The 17,707-nt window shown below is 62.4% G+C and carries 20 protein-coding genes; 11 read left to right on the forward strand and 9 right to left on the reverse strand.

The features are described 5' to 3' along the window. Positions 1–296: 296 nt before the first annotated feature. Positions 297–752, reverse strand: a complete 456-nt coding sequence (locus IVA95_RS13100) for a PaaI family thioesterase (protein ID WP_247510852.1) — start codon at positions 750–752, stop codon at positions 297–299. A gap of 98 nt (positions 753–850) precedes the next feature. On the opposite strand from IVA95_RS13100, the gene IVA95_RS13105 reads away from it, so the two are divergent. Next, positions 851–1,687: a LysR family transcriptional regulator gene (locus tag IVA95_RS13105; protein ID WP_247510853.1), complete on the forward strand. Its 837-nt coding sequence runs from the start codon at positions 851–853 to the stop codon at positions 1,685–1,687. 93 nt (positions 1,688–1,780) lie between these two features. Here IVA95_RS13105 and IVA95_RS13110 read toward each other — a convergent pair whose 3' ends face one another. Together IVA95_RS13110 and IVA95_RS13115 are read right to left on the reverse strand one after the other, a co-directional pair. Then, complete coding sequence (locus IVA95_RS13110) at positions 1,781–2,884, reverse strand: DUF2336 domain-containing protein (protein WP_247510854.1); 1,104 nt, start codon at positions 2,882–2,884, stop codon at positions 1,781–1,783. 61 nt (positions 2,885–2,945) lie between these two features. Next, the gene (locus tag IVA95_RS13115; RefSeq protein WP_247510855.1) at positions 2,946–3,149 is read right to left on the reverse strand and encodes a hypothetical protein; all 204 of its coding nucleotides are present in this window, start codon (positions 3,147–3,149) and stop codon (positions 2,946–2,948) included. 189 nt (positions 3,150–3,338) lie between these two features. Between IVA95_RS13115 and IVA95_RS13120 the strand changes: the two genes are divergently transcribed. From IVA95_RS13120 to IVA95_RS13130, 3 genes are read left to right on the forward strand one after another with little or no spacing between them, the layout of a single operon-like run. Next, positions 3,339–4,190: an SDR family oxidoreductase gene (locus IVA95_RS13120; protein ID WP_247510856.1), complete on the forward strand. Its 852-nt coding sequence runs from the start codon at positions 3,339–3,341 to the stop codon at positions 4,188–4,190. A 14-nt stretch (positions 4,191–4,204) separates the two neighbouring features. Continuing rightward, complete coding sequence (locus IVA95_RS13125) at positions 4,205–4,564, forward strand: lysozyme inhibitor LprI family protein (protein WP_247510857.1); 360 nt, start codon at positions 4,205–4,207, stop codon at positions 4,562–4,564. Continuing rightward, entirely contained in the window at positions 4,561–4,803 is a 243-nt protein-coding gene (locus IVA95_RS13130; protein ID WP_346657999.1) for a hypothetical protein, read from the forward strand. Before IVA95_RS13125 ends, IVA95_RS13130 begins: the two co-directional genes overlap by 4 nt. Position 4,804: 1 nt before the next feature. Here the strand turns inward: IVA95_RS13130 and IVA95_RS13135 are convergent, their stop codons facing one another. Continuing rightward, positions 4,805–5,422 carry a hypothetical protein gene (locus IVA95_RS13135; RefSeq protein WP_247510859.1) on the reverse strand — a complete coding sequence of 206 codons (618 nt, stop codon included), beginning with the start codon at positions 5,420–5,422 and terminating at the stop codon, positions 4,805–4,807. 198 nt (positions 5,423–5,620) lie between these two features. Here IVA95_RS13135 and IVA95_RS13140 point away from each other — a divergent pair, with 198 nt between their 5' ends. The 3 genes from IVA95_RS13140 to IVA95_RS13150 all read left to right on the forward strand — a co-directional run bounded on the left by IVA95_RS13140 (position 5,621) and on the right by IVA95_RS13150 (position 10,053). Then, positions 5,621–6,307 (forward strand): TetR/AcrR family transcriptional regulator, encoded by a 687-nt coding sequence (locus IVA95_RS13140; protein ID WP_247510860.1) that lies wholly within the window; start codon positions 5,621–5,623, stop codon positions 6,305–6,307. Between the two features lie 271 nt (positions 6,308–6,578). Then, complete coding sequence (locus IVA95_RS13145; protein WP_247510861.1) at positions 6,579–8,288, forward strand: sulfatase-like hydrolase/transferase; 1,710 nt, start codon at positions 6,579–6,581, stop codon at positions 8,286–8,288. A 10-nt stretch (positions 8,289–8,298) separates the two neighbouring features. Then, positions 8,299–10,053 carry a sulfatase-like hydrolase/transferase gene (locus tag IVA95_RS13150; protein WP_247510862.1) on the forward strand — a complete coding sequence of 585 codons (1,755 nt, stop codon included), beginning with the start codon at positions 8,299–8,301 and terminating at the stop codon, positions 10,051–10,053. Positions 10,054–10,216: 163 nt separating this feature from the next. Here IVA95_RS13150 and IVA95_RS13155 read toward each other — a convergent pair whose 3' ends face one another. The 3 genes from IVA95_RS13155 to IVA95_RS13165 all read right to left on the reverse strand — a co-directional run bounded on the left by IVA95_RS13155 (position 10,217) and on the right by IVA95_RS13165 (position 13,027). Beyond that, complete coding sequence (locus IVA95_RS13155; protein ID WP_247510863.1) at positions 10,217–11,776, reverse strand: ABC transporter permease/substrate-binding protein; 1,560 nt, start codon at positions 11,774–11,776, stop codon at positions 10,217–10,219. Next, positions 11,773–12,561, reverse strand: a complete 789-nt coding sequence (locus IVA95_RS13160) for an ATP-binding cassette domain-containing protein (RefSeq protein ID WP_247510864.1) — start codon at positions 12,559–12,561, stop codon at positions 11,773–11,775. Before IVA95_RS13160 ends, IVA95_RS13155 begins: the two co-directional genes overlap by 4 nt. Positions 12,562–12,757: 196 nt before the next feature. Further along, positions 12,758–13,027, reverse strand: a complete 270-nt coding sequence (locus tag IVA95_RS13165) for a hypothetical protein (protein WP_247510865.1) — start codon at positions 13,025–13,027, stop codon at positions 12,758–12,760. A gap of 190 nt (positions 13,028–13,217) precedes the next feature. Between IVA95_RS13165 and IVA95_RS13170 the strand changes: the two genes are divergently transcribed. From IVA95_RS13170 to IVA95_RS13185, 4 genes are all read left to right on the forward strand, one after another. Next, positions 13,218–14,045 (forward strand): ABC transporter ATP-binding protein, encoded by an 828-nt coding sequence (locus IVA95_RS13170; protein WP_247510866.1) that lies wholly within the window; start codon positions 13,218–13,220, stop codon positions 14,043–14,045. Further along, positions 14,045–14,833: an ABC transporter permease gene (locus tag IVA95_RS13175; RefSeq protein ID WP_247510867.1), complete on the forward strand. Its 789-nt coding sequence runs from the start codon at positions 14,045–14,047 to the stop codon at positions 14,831–14,833. The genes IVA95_RS13170 and IVA95_RS13175 overlap by 1 nt, the downstream gene beginning before the upstream one ends. Before the next feature lie 170 nt (positions 14,834–15,003). After that, entirely contained in the window at positions 15,004–15,333 is a 330-nt protein-coding gene (locus IVA95_RS13180; protein ID WP_247510868.1) for a hypothetical protein, read from the forward strand. A 40-nt stretch (positions 15,334–15,373) separates the two neighbouring features. Then, positions 15,374–16,345: a GTP-binding protein gene (locus IVA95_RS13185; protein ID WP_247510869.1), complete on the forward strand. Its 972-nt coding sequence runs from the start codon at positions 15,374–15,376 to the stop codon at positions 16,343–16,345. Positions 16,346–16,443: 98 nt separating this feature from the next. On the opposite strand, the gene IVA95_RS13190 is transcribed toward IVA95_RS13185, so the two are convergent. Beyond that, positions 16,444–17,085, reverse strand: coding sequence for a cation diffusion facilitator family transporter (locus IVA95_RS13190; protein ID WP_247510870.1), 642 nt, complete (start codon positions 17,083–17,085; stop codon positions 16,444–16,446). A gap of 66 nt (positions 17,086–17,151) precedes the next feature. After that, on the reverse strand, positions 17,152–17,613 hold the full coding sequence (locus IVA95_RS38790; RefSeq protein ID WP_247510871.1) for an OsmC family protein: 462 nt from the start codon (positions 17,611–17,613) through the stop codon (positions 17,152–17,154). Between the last annotated feature and the right edge of the window lie 94 nt (positions 17,614–17,707).

Raw genomic sequence — 17,707 nt, forward strand, 5'->3', positions numbered from 1 at the left:
CAAACGAAGAACTGACGCTTCATGCACATTCTTTGTGCGAAGCAGCTCAACAACTACATTAGCGATAGAAAAGTCAGCGTTTACCGAGTCAAAGCTCGGTTGCTTAATGTGCATTCTCGTCCATCAAACGAGACCTGCATTCGCTAGACAGTCGGACAGCATCGACCTCGGCCATTCCGAACACCTCATGTGTCGGATCAGCAAGCCCGGTGACCTCGTATCACCTTCGCTTAGCAACACGCAGCAATACGCGTTCCATCGTCGGAACGTGCCCGAGTCTCCAGCCTAGCTGGCTTTTATTTGGCCGGGAAGTCGACCCCGCGAAGCGTCACGACCGCCAACGCGCACGGTGTCTCCACGTCGTCGGCGACCGATGCCAGATCGACATGCGCCACGCCGATCGTGCCTCCAACCTGAATTGCGCGGGCGCGAGCGATCAGCTTCTCGCCCTTCGCCGGCGCGAGGAAGCTGACCTGCAGGTTGATGGTCACGGCAAACCGGCCTCGCGGCATGGCTGTGGTGACGGCCCCGCCGCCGGCATGGTCCGCCAGCCCGGCAATGACGCCGCCATGAAAGAAACCGTTCGCCTGCAACAGACCGTCGCTTTTCGCGAGCGACATCACGACATGGCCGGGTTCCGCGTGCTCGACCCTTATGCCGACGGCGCTGGTATAGCCAGGCGCGTAGGTGACCCGTTCGACCAGTTCGCGGATTGCATCGTGCACAGACATCTGCGGTTTGGGATGATCCATCGGTCCCTCCGGCTGTTTGACCGGCGCCATGCTCGGACCAGCGCGGGGCTTAGGCAATCGCGATTGCCCCGATATCGAGCTATAGATATCGTCGATGGATGGACTTCAAGCAGATCAGGTATTTCGTCGCCGTCGCCGAAGCCGGCAGCTTCAGTGCCGGCGCGCGCCGGGCCTTCGTCACGCAGCCGACGCTATCAGCCGCGATAGCCTCCCTCGAGGCCGAACTGGGATTCGCACTGCTGGAGCGTCATGCGCGCGGCGCGAGGCTCACGCCGAGGGGCGAAGAGGTGCTGGAGACTTCGCGATCGATTTTGCGCCAGGCTGAACGGCTCAAGGCGGCGTCCAGCGGCAGGCTGCCGGGCAGGCCGCTGCGGCTTGGAATCCTGCCGACGATTGCGCCGGCCTTCGTGGCGCAATGCCTAGAGCGGCTGCGCGCGATCGAGCCGGGACGGCCATGGCGTACCGAGGACGCGCCGCTCGCCAAGCTGCAGCAGCGGCTTGCCAATGGCCGCTATGACGTCGTCCTGACGGCGCTCGGGTCGGCCGCACGCGGCCATCGGCAATTGGAATTGGCAGCAGATCGGCAGGCGCTGGCCGTTTCCGCACGCTCGTTCCCCCGCGGACCGGTATCTCCGGAGATATTGGCAGGCCAGCCACTGATCGTACGCGTGCACTGCGAGCAGTTGCAGTCGGCATCGCGAATCCTCGACGCCTGGAAGGTGCGGCCGAAGGTCGTGGCGCAGACCGACAGCGATGCGCGGGCGCTCGCGATGGTGGCGGCCGGCCTCGGGTTCTGCCTGATGCCGGACAGTTTCGAACATCCCGAGGTGCGGATGCTTCATCCCGAGGGTGTCGATCTGACCCGGCGGCTCGGCTTTGAATGGGTCAGAGGCGGCGCCGACGGTTGGCTGGATCGCGCGCTGGATGGCCTGTGATCTGATCTCGTGCCGCGAACGCGGATACGGGTTATCAGTCCGGAAGCGAAGTCTCCGGGGTGACGCGCCTACTTAATGACCACGGCCCTGGATTCAATTCGCCCGGATGATCGGTTCCTTCTCTATCTTGTTGTGCAACTGCCAGAAGCGAACGGTGCGCTGGGCCGTCTCCATCGAGAGCTTGCGGTAGTCGCGCTGCGCGATCTCCAGCGTCTGCTCGCTGATCGGATGCGCCGGCCGATTGCGCAGGATCGACTCGACCGTCGGCCAGTTCAGCCGCGCCGAGCGGCAGGGAATCAGGATCAGGTCGGCGCGCGGCCCTTCCATCAGCCTGGCCGTCATCTCGACCGGCATCTCGTTGAGGACCGCAAGCGCAACGGTGACTTCGTCGAACTTGTTCGACTCGGCGAATTTGTACACCGCCGCGTCGTCGAGCTCGTTCAGCCCCTTCATCAGCTTCACGAGCTCCTCGGCGACGCCGAAGCTGCGGCTCGGCGGTGGCGCCTCGCGGGCGACCTCGTTCAGGACCCGCTTGATCTCTTCCTGGAGCGCGGGCGGCGCGATGGCCAGAAGCCGCGCGCGAACGGTCTCCTTGGCGCGTCGCAACAGGTCGCCCATGAACTTGGCCGGGAAATCGGCGCGAAGACCGAGGATTTCGACCAACTCGTCGTCGGCGCCGGCGCGCGCGACGATGGTGGAATAGCCCTGGTCGGAAAATTTCGCGCCGGCATTGTTGGCGAGTTTGCGGATCACCTGGCCTTCGCCGCGGTCGACGATGACGTCGGTCACGGCAGCGGGCAGTTCGGCCCGACCAGAAATGGCGAGTAGGTGATCCTGCCCCTTGGCGCTGGCGATCTCGACCAGCACGTCGGTGCCGAGCCGGCTGGAATGGGCCAGCACGCTGCCGGCGACCTCGATCTCGTCGTCCCAGGCGAGATGCTGGATGACTTCGAACGGGGCGTAGTCGAGCGGCGCCAGCCGCTTGGAAAGTTCGGCCTTCGCCCGCGTCTCGACGCGCGCAATCAGCAGGCAGAGCACGTCGTCGAAGACCTTGACCTGGTCGTCGCTGAGGCGTTCTCCGTCATGGAGGAAAAGATCGGTGACCTGCCGTAGGGTTTCCACCCGTTTGGCGGATGAACCGCCTCTGACGGCATCTTCGAGTTCGGCAATGATCGAGTGCGCCGGCTGTTGCACCATTGTGGGCAGCCTGTCTGTTGTTGAAAGGTTCGCGCCCACAATGGCGAGCCGAGCCTTACGCTCACGTTAAAAGAGACGCCGGGTAGAAACGCAGAATGGCTGCATCCAAAACGGGCAACCCGTTCGCCGCAGTCGCCGCGAATATGTCGGCGTGAGAGCATGCTGCGCATTGCATACACCGTGTTCCGAATTGCTTTACCAATGCGATCGGAACGTATGCCGCAATTTCGCGCGATAAATCGCCGATGTCGAACGGATCGGCCATCTATCGCGGCTTCCGGTATTCCGGTCCGGCTGCTATCCTCACCAAACCGTTCCCGGGAAAGTTCGAATAGCAGTCTGCCGAACAAGACGCCGTCAAGGCTGGCTGCACCCGCGGAGTAAGCCCACGGAGCCGGCGCTTAAGCATTCCTTCACGACGAACTTCATTAAACCTCTTACAAGGGCTTAGCTCATGAGATCTGTTGTTATCACCGGCGCGTCCACCGGCATCGGCTGGGCCAGTGCGAAGCTCTTGCTCGACCGTGGCTTCCGCGTGTTCGGCAGTGTGCGCAAGCAGGCTGATGCCGACCGCCTCAAAGCTGAGTTCGGGGCGAACTTCACGCCACTGATCTTCGATGTCACCGATGAGGCCGCGGTGCTGGCCGCTGCGCGCGAGGTTCGTGATGCCCTCAATGGGGAAACGCTTGCGGGCCTCGTCAACAATGCCGGCATTGCCGTCTCAGGCCCGGTGCTCGAACTCGCCGCCGACGAATTCCGCCGCCAGATGGAAGTCAATTTCATCGGGCCGATCATTGCAATCCAGGCGTTCGGGCCGCTGCTCGGCTCCGATCCGGCCCTGACGGGACCGAAGGGGCGGATCGTGATGATCTCCTCGGTCGCGGGCAAGAGCGGCAGCCCGATGACCTCGGCCTATGCCGCCTCGAAGCATGCGATCGAGGGACTGTCGGAGAGCCTGCGACGCGAACTGATGCTGTTCGGGATCGACGTCATCATCATTGCGCCGGGCGCGGTCAAGACGCCGATCTGGAGCAAGGCCGAGGAGGTCGATATCTCCGCCTACAAGAACTCGCCGTACTTTCCGGCGCTGGAGAAAATCCGCTCCTACATGCTGAGCCTTGGCGCGACCGGATTGCCGCCCGAGCAGATCGCCGAGAAAGTGTTCGAGGCGTTGACACGGCCCAATCCCAAGGTGCGCTACACGATTGCGCCCGATCCGATGCGGCAGTTCATGGCGGCGGTGTTGCCCAAGCGCACCCTCGACCGGATCATCGCCAAGCGCCTCGGGCTGACGCCGCAGGGATGAGCATGATGGTGAGAATGGCAATCGGGCTCGTGGCCGTCCTTGCGCTTGCGCCGGCCGCCCATGCCGGTGAGCAGGACGGACCTGAACAGTCCTGCGACGGCAGCACATACCAGATGGTCGAATGCCTCAAGGAAAAGACGGCGCAATGGGATAAGCGCTTGAACCTTGCCTATCAGAAAGCGCTGGAAGGCGCGGCTAACGCGCAGCGCGATCAGCTCCGCGCCGCGCAGCGGCTGTGGATCCAGTATCGCGACGCCAACTGCCTCTACTACGGAATGGGCGAGGGCACCATCGCGCGGCTCGAGGCCGGCGAATGCATGCGCAGCATGACGGAAGCGCGTGCCAAAGAGCTGGAAGGTATCGGCCAGCAGTGACGACCGGAAAGACCAAATCGGAATTGACTGAGATTGCCGACCACGCGCTTCGCAGCCAGCCGGGATGCGAGACGGCGTCCGTGCCTGCCGTGCGCGGGCTTCCCAATATCCGTGAGGGGCGGAATTGGGAAATTCCCCACGTGGTTCTCGGCGACAGCCTGATCAGCGACGTTGATCGGGCCGTCATTACCGTGCACCGCCGCCTAGGGCGGCAATACCACCTGCTGGCCAGCGAGTAGGTTATCCCGCTCGCGCCGGCGCCTGGGCACGCGGCACCATCGCGATCATCCGCAGGGCGAATACGGCAATCAGCGGAATCAGGAACAGCGCGTAGAGCGGCATGTCGGGAATCCGCTTGCCGAACGACACCATGAACTGGAACAGCAGGTAGTAGCCGCCCATGAGGTGCAGCCGGCGCCAGGCGCGTGGGCCGATTGCCGCGGCCGTGCGGTCGAACGAGGTCGCGGCCATCGCGATGATGAAGGCGTAGCCGATGCCGCCGAAGATGTAGGACGCGATCGAGGTCGCCGCCGCATAGCCTATCGGGTCCATCACGGCGAAGCAGGCAATCGCAACCGCGTGGATGGCATGCGAGGCCGCAAAGCTGACGCCGAGATAGCGGCGGTTGCGGCGCAGCCATCGCGTCCACGCGTTCGGCCACAACAGCGCCAGCGCGGCGGCTGCGAAAGCGAGGCAGAACAGCACCAGCGAGGTGCGCGCAGTGAAGCGGATCACCATGCGCACGCCATCGACCTCGAACGAGCGCATGCCGGCGATCCAGATGCTCATGGCCAGCAGCGTCAGCGAGAGCAGGGCCAACAGCCGCCAGCCTTCGAACCATTTTTGATGTGTCGGCATGTTCGTCCCCTTGCCGTCATTGCGAGGAGCGAAGCGACGAAGCAATCCAGTCTTTCCTGACGTGGTGAGATGGATGCTTCGCTTCGCTCGCAATGACGCGGATGGTAGATGTAATCATCAGTTACATGGCGGGTGCGGATTACGTCAATCCGTGTAATCAGTGCTTACATTCACAAGCCGGTGATGCTAGGAGAGGGCATGCGCCGAGCCGCCAAACCTCCCGTCGCGAAATCCGCCGCCAAGCCGCGCCGCCGCGTCGCCCGTGCGCCCGCGCCAAAGCCGTATCACCACGGCGATCTCCGGCGCGTCCTGATCGACGCCGCGCTGCAACTGGTCGGGGAGGGCGGGGCGGAGGCGGTCAGCGTCCGGGAGGCCGCCCGCCGGGCCGGCGTGTCGCCCGGGGCGCCGTTCCGGCATTTTCCGAGCCGCGACGCCCTGATCCAGGCAGTGGCGGAAGAGGCGCAGCGGCGGTTCCGTGCCGAGATCGAGGCGGCGCTTGCCGCGGCACCGGCCGGCGATCCGCTCGGCCGCTTTCGCTGCCTCGGTCTCGCTTACCTCCGCTGGGCGATGCGCAACCCGACCCATTTTGAAATCATTTCCAGCCGCCGCATATTCGACCACGACCAGGCGGCCGCCATCTCCGGCGACAATACCGAGCTGATCGCGCTGACCGAGCAAATGCTGGCAGAGGCCTTTGCGGCGGGCCAGCTCCGCAGCGCTGACCTCAAGCAGGTTCAGATCGCCGGCCGGGCACTGGTCTATGGTTTTGCCCGGATGAATATCGACGGCCATTTTCCGCGCTGGGGCGTGGCCGGCCCCGAAGCCGAGCGGACCGCCGAGGCGATCCTCGATCTTTTCATCGAGGGGATTGCGAAGCGGCCATAACATGACCTGTCATTCCGGGATGGTCCGAAGGACCAGACCCGGAATCTCGAGATTCTCAGGTGCGCAATTGCGCACCATAGTTCGCTTCGCGCCCCGGAATGACAGCGCCAAATTTACGCTGTCGCGTCCTCCCGAGGGCAAATTCATTGCCTGTTCATGACGATTCCACTACGTTTTTGTGACACGGCTCAGGTTCCGGATGGGTCGTGCGTCTCCTGGTCGTCGCCAGCCAAGGCTTTGCATTGCGCCGGGTCATGTAGCGTTCCCTCCCATGGCGCCCGCGCCAAACCCTGGGCCCTCCGCCACCACCCTTGCTGCCGGCCTTGCCGCCATCGGCTTCTGGCGGCTTTCGGCCGTTGCTGCACCGCACGTGGCGGCGCTGGCGATCCTGCTGCACACCGAGAATGATTTCGGCGGCCGCATGGGCTTTGCCCTGGCCTGGGGCATCCTGAACTTCTTCTTTATTGCGCTGTTGCGGCGCCCGGCGTTGTCGGGCGCGCTGTCGCTCACGCTGGTCGTGCTCTTGGTGCTGCTGTCGCGGCTCAAGCACGATGTCGTGCAGATGACCGCGAACTTCGTCGACCTGATGGTGATCGACCGCGACACCGCGGCGTATTTGTTCACGATCTTTCCGAACTTGCGCTGGAGCGTGGTCGGCGCATCCCTCGTCATCCTGCCGTTGATGTACGCGCTGTGGTGGCTCGATCCGTTTCGCATTCGCCGCCTACCGGCCACTGCCGGCCTGCTAGCCTGTCTCGCAAGCCTGGCCGGTTATTCCGTCGTCTGGCCCGATGAAGCCTGGCGCGGCTATTACGACGACGGCTATCTCTCCAAATTCGCCCGTTCGGGCGTGACGGCGGTTTCCGACTTCGTCAATTACGGTTTCATGGAATCGGAAGCCGTGACCGCCGAGCGGCTGAAGGTGCCGCTGGTCGATGCCTGCCATGTCGCCGGCCGCCGCCCGCACATCATCATGATTCATGACGAGTCGAGCTTCGACATCCGGCAGGCCACCGGCGTCAAGGTGCCGCCGGGCTACGGCAGCCACTTCAAGTCCTTTGACGGCCGCGAGCGCAAGTTCATGGCCGAGAGCAGCGGCGGCGCAAGCTGGATGGCCGAGTACAACGTGCTCGCCGGCCTGTCGTCGCGGTCGTTCGGCCGCTTCTCCTATTTCGTCACTCGCATCGCGTCGGGGCGGGTCGAGCGCGGATTGCCGCTGGCGCTGCGCCGTTGCGGTTACAGCACCATCTCGCTCTATCCGGCCTACGGCGCCTTCATGGGCGCGCGCGGCTTTCAGACTTCCACCGGCATCCAGCACTTCTATGATGCGCGCGCGCTCGGCGCGAAGGGCATCGAGCCGGACAGCTTCTTCTACGACAAGGCGGTCAAGCTGATCGCCGAGCAGCCGGTCAATACGCCGCTGTTCACCTTCGTTTATCTCGCCGCCAACCATTTCCCCTGGGAAACCAAATTCCGCCCCGAGCTGCTGCCGTCCTGGCGCGCGCCCGGCAACGAGCCCGTGGTCGACGAATATTTGCGCCGCCAGACATTGAGCGCCGGGGATTATGCGGCGTTCGTCGCCAGCCTGAAGAAGAAATTTCCGGCGCAGCCGTTCCTGATCGTTCGCTACGGCGATCATCAGCCGGAGTTTTCGTCGAACCTCCTGGATCCCGGCCTGGACGAAGCCAGGGTCGCCCGAAAGTTCGACACCTACGACCCGCGCTACTTCACCACCTACTATGCGATCGACGCCATCAATTTCGAGCCGGTGAAGAGTTCCGCCGTTATGGACACGATCGACGCACCCTATCTGCCGCTGGTGATCCAGGAAGCCGCGGGCATTCCGCTCGACCCCTCGTTCGAGGAGCAAAAGAAGATCATGCTCCGCTGCAAGGGTGTATTCTACGCCTGCAAGGACGGTGCCGAGGCGCGCAGGTTCAACCGGTTGTTGATCGACGCAGGTTTCATCAAAGGGCTCTGAGGACGCCGACATGTCAGCCGTTGCGGGACCTGAAATGAGCGAAAGCATCCGCGCAGGATCGCGCGGCGCCGCGTTCTTTGCTCTCGTCGGCCTGATCGTTGCCGTCCATCTGGCGGGGCTGGCGGTTCTCTTGACCACCGAATACGGGCCGTTTGCGATCACGCTGTCCGTGCTGGCGTGGGTTTTCGTGAATTGCTTCTTGCTGGCCCTGCTGCAGCGGCCGGCCATCTGCGCAGTGCTGGCGCTGGCCTTCATCGTGATCCTGATCGCGCTGTCGCACTTCAAGTTCGGAATTCTGCAGTTAACGCTGACATTCCTCGATTTCCTGATCATCGACCGCGACACGTTTTCATTTCTGCTCTCGGTGTTCCCGCGATTGCAGATGCAGTTGATCGCGGCAGGTCTCGTTGCGGTTCCGTTGCTGTGGCTGATCTGGCGTTTCGATCCGTTCCGCGTGCGCCGCCGCTTTGCCTTGACGGGGTTGGCTGCGACGACAGCATTGATCTCGGCGATGTCGGTAGTCTGGCCCGAGCAGGCCTGGGAGCCGTTCCAGGGCGTCAATCACATTTCCAGCCTAGCGCGCTCGGGCGTGGTGGCGGTGTCGCGGCTGGCTTCGACGGGATGGATCGAGGTCGATCCGCCGACGAATGGCCCGCTCAGCCTCGCGCGGGACGCCCACGCCGCCGGTCTGCCCATGTTGCCGCCTGCCGAGACCTGCGACGCCACGGCAAAGCGACCGCACATCATCATGCTGCTCGACGAGTCGAGCTTCGACATCTCGGCCGCGCCTGGCATCAAAGTGCCGCAAGGGTACTCCGATTACTTCAAGTCCATCGACGGCAAGCAACGGACCATGATCGCGGAGGCAACCGGCGGCCCCACGTGGTACACCGAATTCAACGTCCTGACCGGCATGTCGGCGCGGTCGTTCGGCGATCTGAAGTTCTATGTCACAAGGATCACCGCGAACCGTGTTGCGCGCGGGTTACCGCAAGCGCTTAAGCGTTGCGGATACAAGACCTTCTCGCTCTATCCGACCTATGGCAACTTCCTCGGCGCGCGCGCATTCCAGAAGGGTGCTGGCGTCGGCCACTTCATCGACATGGCGGATATGGGCGTCGCCCAGGATATGCAGCCCGACAAGTTCTACTTCGATCAGGCCTTGAAGGTGTTTGCACGGGAGCAGCCGCAGCACGCGCCGGTCTTCATGTTCGTCTACCTCACGGCCAACCATTTTCCCTGGACCGACGTCTATCGGCCCGATCTGACACCGCCGGACTGGACGCCGCCGGGAAACACGGCGGAGACCGACGAATATATTCGTCGCCAGGTCATGACGCAGAACGACTACCGCGAATTCATCGCTGCCCTTAAGCGCGACTATCCGGATCAGTCGTTTCTGGTGTTGCGTTTCGGCGATCACCAGCCCGCCATCTCGCAAAAGCTGCTTGAGCCGGGCATCGATCAGAAATTGCTGGCGAAACGCTTGATGGCAGCCGATCCGCGCTACTTCTCCACCTACTACGCGATCGATGGCATCAACTATCGGCCGGGCGACCTCTCGTCGGCGCTTGATACGCTCGATGCGGCCTACATCCCGCTCGTGATCCAGGAAGCCGCCGGTATCCCGCTAGATCCGTCGTTCGAGGAGCAGAAGAAGATCATGCTTCGCTGCAACGGCGTGTTCTATGCCTGCCGAAAGGGTGCGGAAGCGAGACGATTTAATCGACTCCTGATCGACGCCGGGATGATCAAGGGGCTTTGAACTCCGCTCTATCCACGTCATTGCGAGCCACCCGGTCGGCGCGAAGCGCCGCCGGATGACAGGCTCCGCGAAGCAAACCATCGCGCCGCAAGCGGAGGCATGGATTGCTTCGTCGCTTCGCTCCTCGCAATGACGAGCAGAGGCCGCGGCACACAACAACCTCCTATCTCTTCCCCACCTTCTCCCACAGCCACTGCGCTACTGCGTCCGGCGAGCTCGCCGCATCGTTGCCTGCCGCGCGCAAGTTGGCCTCGCGCATGGTGGCGATGTCGATCTTGCCGAGCAGCGGCGTCAGCGCCTTGCGCAAGACCTCGTCATTGGCGCGCTTTGGCGCCAGCAGCACGATCGCGTCATAGGGCGGGATGGCGCGCCTGGGATCGCCGAGCGTCACCAGATCGTATTTCGCGATCAGCCCGTCGCTGGTGTAGCCGGCGATGACGTCGACTTCGCCGGAGGCGACCGCCGCATACATGAAGTCCGGCTGCATCTGCCGCTGCCCGCGGAACGACAGGCCGTAGGCCCGGCGCAACGCAGCCCATTCGGGGCGCGAGAAGAATTCATAGTCACCGGCGATCGACATATTCGCCGCGCGCGAGGCGAGGTCGGCGATGGTGCGGATGCCCAATTGCTCGGCGCGTTTGCGCGGCATCACCAGCGCATAGGCGTTCTCGAAGCCGAGTTCGCCTGATAGTGTGATGTTCTGCCGCGCCAGCATGGTCTTCAACTCGGCCACCAGCTCCTGGCGCGGCTTGATGTCGGTGCGGTGAAACTGGTTGGCCCACAGCGTGCCGGAATAGTCGATGTAGACGTCGATATCATCAGAAGCCAGCGCCTCGAAGATCACGTTGGAGCCGAGGCCTTCGCGCGTCGTCGCTGAGAGACCAGCCGCCTTCAGCCGCTGCGCCATCAGTGCCGACAGCACGTATTGCTCGGTAAAGGTCTTGGCGCCGACGACATAATTCGCCTGCGAGCGCATCGTGGTGGGCACCAGCGTGGCAACGACCAGGGTCGCGATCCCGGCGCCGCCGAGCGCCGCACGAAGGCGGCTGCGGTGGCGCAAGCCGCTTTCGATCAGCGCCAGCAACTGATCGACCGCGAGCGCCAGCACGGCGGCGGCAACGCAGCCGAACAGCACGAACACCCAGTTCTGGGTCTGCAGCCCCGCAAAGATGTAGTTGCCGAGGCTGGTCTGGCCGATCGGCGTCGACAGCGTCGCGGTGCCGATCACCCAGACGGCCGAAGTGCGGATGCCCGCCATCATCACCGGCAGCGCCAGTGGTAATTCCACCGTGAACAGCGATTGTCGCGGCGTCATGCCGACGCCCTGCGCGGCCTCCAGGATTGCGGCGTCGACGCCCTGCAGCCCGGTGATGGTGTTGCGCAGCACGGGCAGCATCGAATAGAGCGCGAGCGCGAGCACCGCGGGCAAAAATCCGAACGCGGAAAAGCCAAAGCCGAACCATGATAGCGACAACGCCGCGAGCGCCAGGAGCAGCGGGTAGAACAACGCCAAGAGCGCCAGCCCCGGCACCGTCTGCACGATACTGGCAAGCCCGAGCAGCGCGCCGCGTAGCACCGGTCGGTGGCGCGAAAGAATCGCGAGCGGCAGGCTGACGAGCAACCCCAGCGCCAGCGCGGCGACGCTGACGCGGACGTGATTGCCGAGATAGTCGGGCAAATGGCCCAATGCCTCACCCCAGCGCGGATCGGCGAAGAGGCTCATGCCATCCCCTCGCGAGGCAGCAGTGCGCTCAGCCGCTTGGCCTGCCGGCGCGGCGTGCGCAGGAGTTCGCCAACGTAAACGTCGTCGCTCTCGGAAAGCTCTGATGGCGTGCCCTGCGCCAGCAGCTTTCCGCCGCGCATCACGACGATGCGGTCGGCGAGCAGGATCGCTTCCGTCATGTCGTGGGTGATCATGACCGTGGTCAGGCCGAGCTTGCGATGCAGCTCGCGATAATCGTCACCGAGCGCGTCGCGGGTTAAGGGGTCCAGCGCGCCGAACGGCTCGTCCATCAACAAGATGCGCGGCCGTGCGGCGAGCGCCCGTGCCACGCCGACGCGCTGGCGCTGGCCGCCGGAGAGCTCGTGCGGCAGGCGGTCGCGGTATTGCGCCCGGTCGAGCCTGACGAGGTCGAGCAGCTCATCCACCCGCGCGGAAATCTCGGCGGTCGGTGCTCCCGTCAGCTTCGGCGTGATGCCGATATTGCCGGCGACGGTCAGATGCGGAAACAGTCCGCCGCTCTGGAAGACATAGCCGATCCGCCGCCGCAGCAGGATCGGATCGACCTGGCGCACGTCCTCGCCTTCCACCATGATCGAGCCGGAGTCCGCCTCGATCAGCCGGTTGGCGAGCCGCAACAACGTGGTCTTGCCCGAGCCCGAGCCGCCGACGATGGCGAGGAATTCACCTTCGGCGACGTCGAGCGACACGTCGTCGACGGCCACCACGCGGCCGCCGTCGAAGGTCTTGCCAACATGCGCATATGCGATCAGTGGCGTGGTGGGCATTCGGTGCGGTCCCAACCCTTGGCTCTTCCCAACGGATATAGTGATAGCTGATAAATGGCCGGTCGCGAATGCGGGACTTCGACTGTCGCCCGCCTGGCTGTGAAGCAACAAGGTTCGAAATTGTCCACGGCTTGCCCCGTGGATCACCCCGACTTCAGATAGCTAACTGACAGGATTCTGGGCAATACGGAGTCAGTCAGCGCGAGAACACATTCTTCAACTGCACCAGGAATGTCACCAGCCACGCGCACGCATACATGCCCGCGAGGCCAAGCGCTGTTCTGCGATCAATCAAGGACAGGCCTGTCCACCACCATATCCGGTAAAGCCATAGTCCTGCCGTGCCTATACCAAGCAAGCAGACCAGCATCTTGAGAAAGGAGGAGTTCGCGACACCCAAGGCGCCAAACAAAAGCGTTGCCGGAACGAGAAACATGGTGCAGGCGGATACTAAAGTCTCGTTCATGGCTCCTCAAGGCATCTACGAATCGCGGGCTACATATGCAGTTTGCAGCAACCTGTACCCTTCTGAAAGGGACGCCGGGGCAACTGATATTTGGCTTGCGCCGCTGACGTTCGACGACCGCGTTGCAGGGCCACGTTGAACTTATCCTTCGTACCCGCTAAGGCATCCCTCCAAACCTTGGGGAGAAGACATGGCGGATGCTGCACAGCCGACGGCAGTCGCGCTTGGCGATGCGACGGTGGCGTTTCGTGTCGCCGGCGACCGCGTCTATACGGCCGTGGAGAAAGCCAATCTGTCCGTTGCGCACGGCGAGTTCGTCGCCATCGTCGGCCCGACGGGCTGCGGCAAATCGACGTTGCTCAACGTCGCGGCTGGGCTGTTGAAACCGGCGTCGGGGTCGGTGAAGATATTCGACCAGCCGCTGACCGGCCTGAACCGCGACGCCGGCTATCTCTTCCAGGCCGATGCGCTGTTTCCCTGGAAGACGGCGCTCGACAACGTCGCCATCGGGCTCGAGATCAAGGGCGCGCCGCGCGAACAGGCGCTGCAGCGCGCGCAGGGCTGGCTGACGTCGGTGGGACTCGGCGCCTTCGCCAACCGCTACCCGCACATGCTCTCCGGCGGCCAGCGCAAGCGCGTCGGCCTTGCGCAGGTTTTGATCCGCGATCCCAAGATACTTTTGATGGACGAGCCGTTCGGCCCGCTCGACGCGCAGACCCGGCAGATCATGGGCAATCTGCTGCTGGAGCTATGGAACGCCGACCGCAAGGCGGTGCTGTTCGTCACCCACGATCTCGAAGAGGCGATCGCGCTGGCCGATCGCGTCGTCATCATGTCGGCTGGGCCTTCCGCGCGCATCATTGGCGACTGGCGCGTAAAACTGCCGCGCCCGCGCGACATTTCGGAAGTCCGCATGGAAAAGGACTTTCACGAATTGCACCGGGAGATCTGGAGCGTGCTGAAGGATGAAGTGATGAAGGGTTACGCGCAATCCACCCAAGCGGCAGGAGTTGGTTGATGTCCCGTTCGACGCTGCTTCTGTTGCAATTGCTGGTCGCCGTCGTCGCGCTGGCGATATGGCAGTTCCTCACCACCGTGCCGGTGTTCGGAAAAATCCTGCTGCCGCCGTTTTTCTTTTCCAACCCGATCGATGTCGGCAGCCAGATCGTCAAATGGTTCTCGTCAGGCGTGATCTGGAAGCATCTCTTCATCACGCTGTGGGAATCGATCCTCGCCTTCGTGATCGGCTCAATCAGTGGCGTGCTGGTCGGCTTCTGGTTCGCGCGCCAGCCTCGGGTTGCCGCGGTGTTCGATCCCTATGTGAAGATGATCAACGCGCTACCGCGCGTGGTGCTGGCGCCGATCTTCACGCTGTGGCTGGGGCTTGGCATCTGGTCCAAGGTCGCGCTCGGCGTCACGCTGGTGTTCTTCATCGTGTTCTTCAACGTCTATCAGGGCGTCAAGGAAGTCTCGAATACGGTGCTCGACAATGGCCGCATGCTCGGCATGAGCGAGCGGCAATTGACGCGGCATGTGTACTGGCCGTCGGCGCTTTCGTGGATGTTCTCCTCGCTGCACACGGCGGTCGGCTTTGCCGTGGTCGGTGCGGTGGTCGGCGAATATCTGGGATCGGCGGCCGGTCTCGGCTACCTGATCCAGCAGGCCGAAGGCGTGTTCGACGTCGCCGCCGTGTTCGCTGGCATGTTCGTGCTGTCGGCCTTCGTCATATTGATCGACATGGGCGTGACGCTGGTCGAGCGCCGGCTCTTGGTGTGGCGTCCGACGGCGGCGGAGGGCAGGGGGTAGGCCGTTAGTTGCGCGATCCAACTCGGAAAATCAACCAAATCAATCGGTTCGACCGCCGCTTCCTTATTGCGGAACCAGCCGATGCCCAGAGTGCACCATAAGCCCGTTTGACATAGATTTGTAATGTTATAACGTTACAAAGAACCTTGCTCTTTCGGGCTGTGTCGACAATGAATGTTGTTTTCTTCCCAAGGTCGCCGCGCCATCAATGGAATGTCGTGCGTCAATTAAAAGAGCACGCCCGGACAGCCATCAACGCCAATGACGAAACAACCATCACCTTAAGCGAACGCAGCGATCCAGGCTGCGGGGGCGCCCGAACCATCGTGCTCATCATGCATCCGGGACGACCAACGGAGGCCGTCACGATCGACAAGTCGCTTGGACAGATCACGCAGACAGACCTCGCGGATGCGCTAGCGCCGCTGGCCGCACCAACCGGCTTGCCCGAACCTCCATCGAAACGGAATGACCATCGCTTACCCGCGGATCGACGCTAGCCGGCGCAGACCAATTGCAGCATCAACAAAGGACAATCCCATGCAGATGGCTTTGAACCAGACTCCGGTCACGGTGATTACCGGCTATCTCGGAGCCGGAAAGACCACGCTGCTTAACCGTATCCTCACGGAGACGCATGGCAGGCGCTACGCCGTCGTCGTCAATGAATTCGGCGAGGTCGGAATCGATAACGACCTCATCGTCAACGCCGAAGAAGAGATATTCGAAATGAACAACGGCTGCATCTGCTGCACGGTGCGGGGCGATCTCATACGAATTCTCGGCGGTCTGATGCGGCGTAGGAACCGTTTCGACGGCATCATCGTCGAAACCACTGGGCTCGCCGATCCCGCGCCCGTCGCGCAGACATTTTTTGTTGATGAGGATGTCCGCCGCCAGACCAAACTCGATGCCATTGTGACCGTGGCGGACGCCATGCATCTCCTTGGTGAGATCGATCGCGCACCGGAGGCGCAGGAGCAACTCGGCTTCGCCGACATCGTACTGCTCAACAAGACCGACCTGGTCACCACGAACGACCTCGCTTCGGTCGAAGCGCGCATTCGCCGGATCAATCCTTATGCTGGCATCCATCGCACCGAACGCTGTGGCATCGATCTCGCCAAGGTCCTTGGCCGTGACGCTTTCAATCTCGACCGCGTTCTCGAATTCGAGCCAGGATTTCTCACCGAAGCGCACGACCATGAACACGACGATGAGATCAGCAGCCTTTCTCTGACTGCCGACCGCCAGCTCGATCCCGCACGGTTCGTCCCCTGGATTCAGAAGGTCACGCAGGATTTCGGACCAGACATCCTTCGAATGAAGGGCATCATTGCGATGAAGGACGACGATCAGCGCTTCGTGGTCCAGGCCGTGCACATGCTTCTCGAAGGCGGTTCCCAGCGTTCATGGAAACCGGACGAAAACCGCATCAGCCGTCTGGTCTTCATCGGAAGGGGACTACCCAGGGACCAGCTTAAACAGGGATTTGAGTCCTGCCGCGTTTGATCGTCGACGCATTGACGAGCTGCAGGCTGCTTCTTTCGAATATCCACCCAGTCATCTCACGCTCGTGCGGAAGACGGCACGGTTCATCTGCCACCGTCTCAATTTGATTGTGGCTTCGCGATCGGTTGATCGTGGTCGGTATGGCAGCAGATGATTTTCTCCGGCCATATCAATTCATCGTGCGATTCAAGAACCTCCCGGCCAGTCGTGAAAATGATCCATAATGCAACGGCTCCGGCGATGATTGGATCGAAGCTTGGATAACCCGTCACTAGAAGCAGTAAGCCCGCGGCCACCGGGGCGAGGGATACCCATACGTCGCCAAGATTGTGGATATACGCGAGCCGGATTGCAACGTTGTTTTGGCTTGGCTCCAGGAGCAAGCGGGCCACGCTCCAATTCGCGGCGGCGGCAGCCAGACCCACGATCATCGGAACGATGCCCTGAACCGGCACCGGATTGAACAGACGTTCCCCGGCCTGCCACAAAAGCAGTCCGCTGACCGCAATCAGCCCGACCGAGTTAAAGAGATTCCCGGCTCTCAACAGCCGCTGCGAAGGGCCTCTGGTGACCAGGAATGCTGCATACAGGCAGACCAGCGCCAACTCGTCCGATAGGTTATGCGCGCTGTCCATCAGGAGGCTCAGGCTCGATGCCTGATAGCCAGCAATACCCTCCACCACAAAGATTGCAGTGTTTATCGCTACTGCAGCGGCAACGGCTTTTTGATGATGAGCCATTCTGCATCCCCCATTTTCCGCGATTTGGGCGCGAAGAGCGCCTTTGCCCACTCTACGCCACTGCGCCTACGTGACGACATCGGATGCCAGCTGAAATTGCGGATCCAATGTCACGTCAGCGGTAATCGAGTTGGAGATGAAGCAGTTTTCCTTCACCTCGGCCATAATCGTTCGGGCGGCTGCGATATCAGCCTGACTTCTCAGGACCAGGGTTGGCCGGACGCTGACTTCGATGATCCGATATTTGCCGTCGACGTTTGCCAGCAAGCCTTCTGCGGCGCTTTCATAGGCTACAAACTCCAGCCCCTTGCTTTGGGCGAACGATACAAACGTCAGCATCATGCAAGCATTCAGCGCTGCGACCAGAATTTCTTCGGGAGCCCAGACGCCCGCCTCTCCCTTGAATTCAGGAGGACTGCCGATCTCGATGTCGGGTTTGCCGGGTGCGGATGTTCGGCCGCGGCGAGCGGTGTCCCAGACCAGGTTGTTCCTGTACTGAAAGGACTTGTATGTTTTCCCTGTTGCCACGTGATCCTCCAGGAATCGTAGGGTGAGCAAAGCGAAGCGTGCCCACCATCACGACCACAGCAAGAACATGGTGGGTACGGCGCGAAGAGCGCCT

The sequence above is a fragment of the Bradyrhizobium sp. 157 genome (assembly GCF_023073815.1).
Taxonomy (GTDB): Bacteria; Pseudomonadota; Alphaproteobacteria; order Rhizobiales; family Xanthobacteraceae; genus Bradyrhizobium.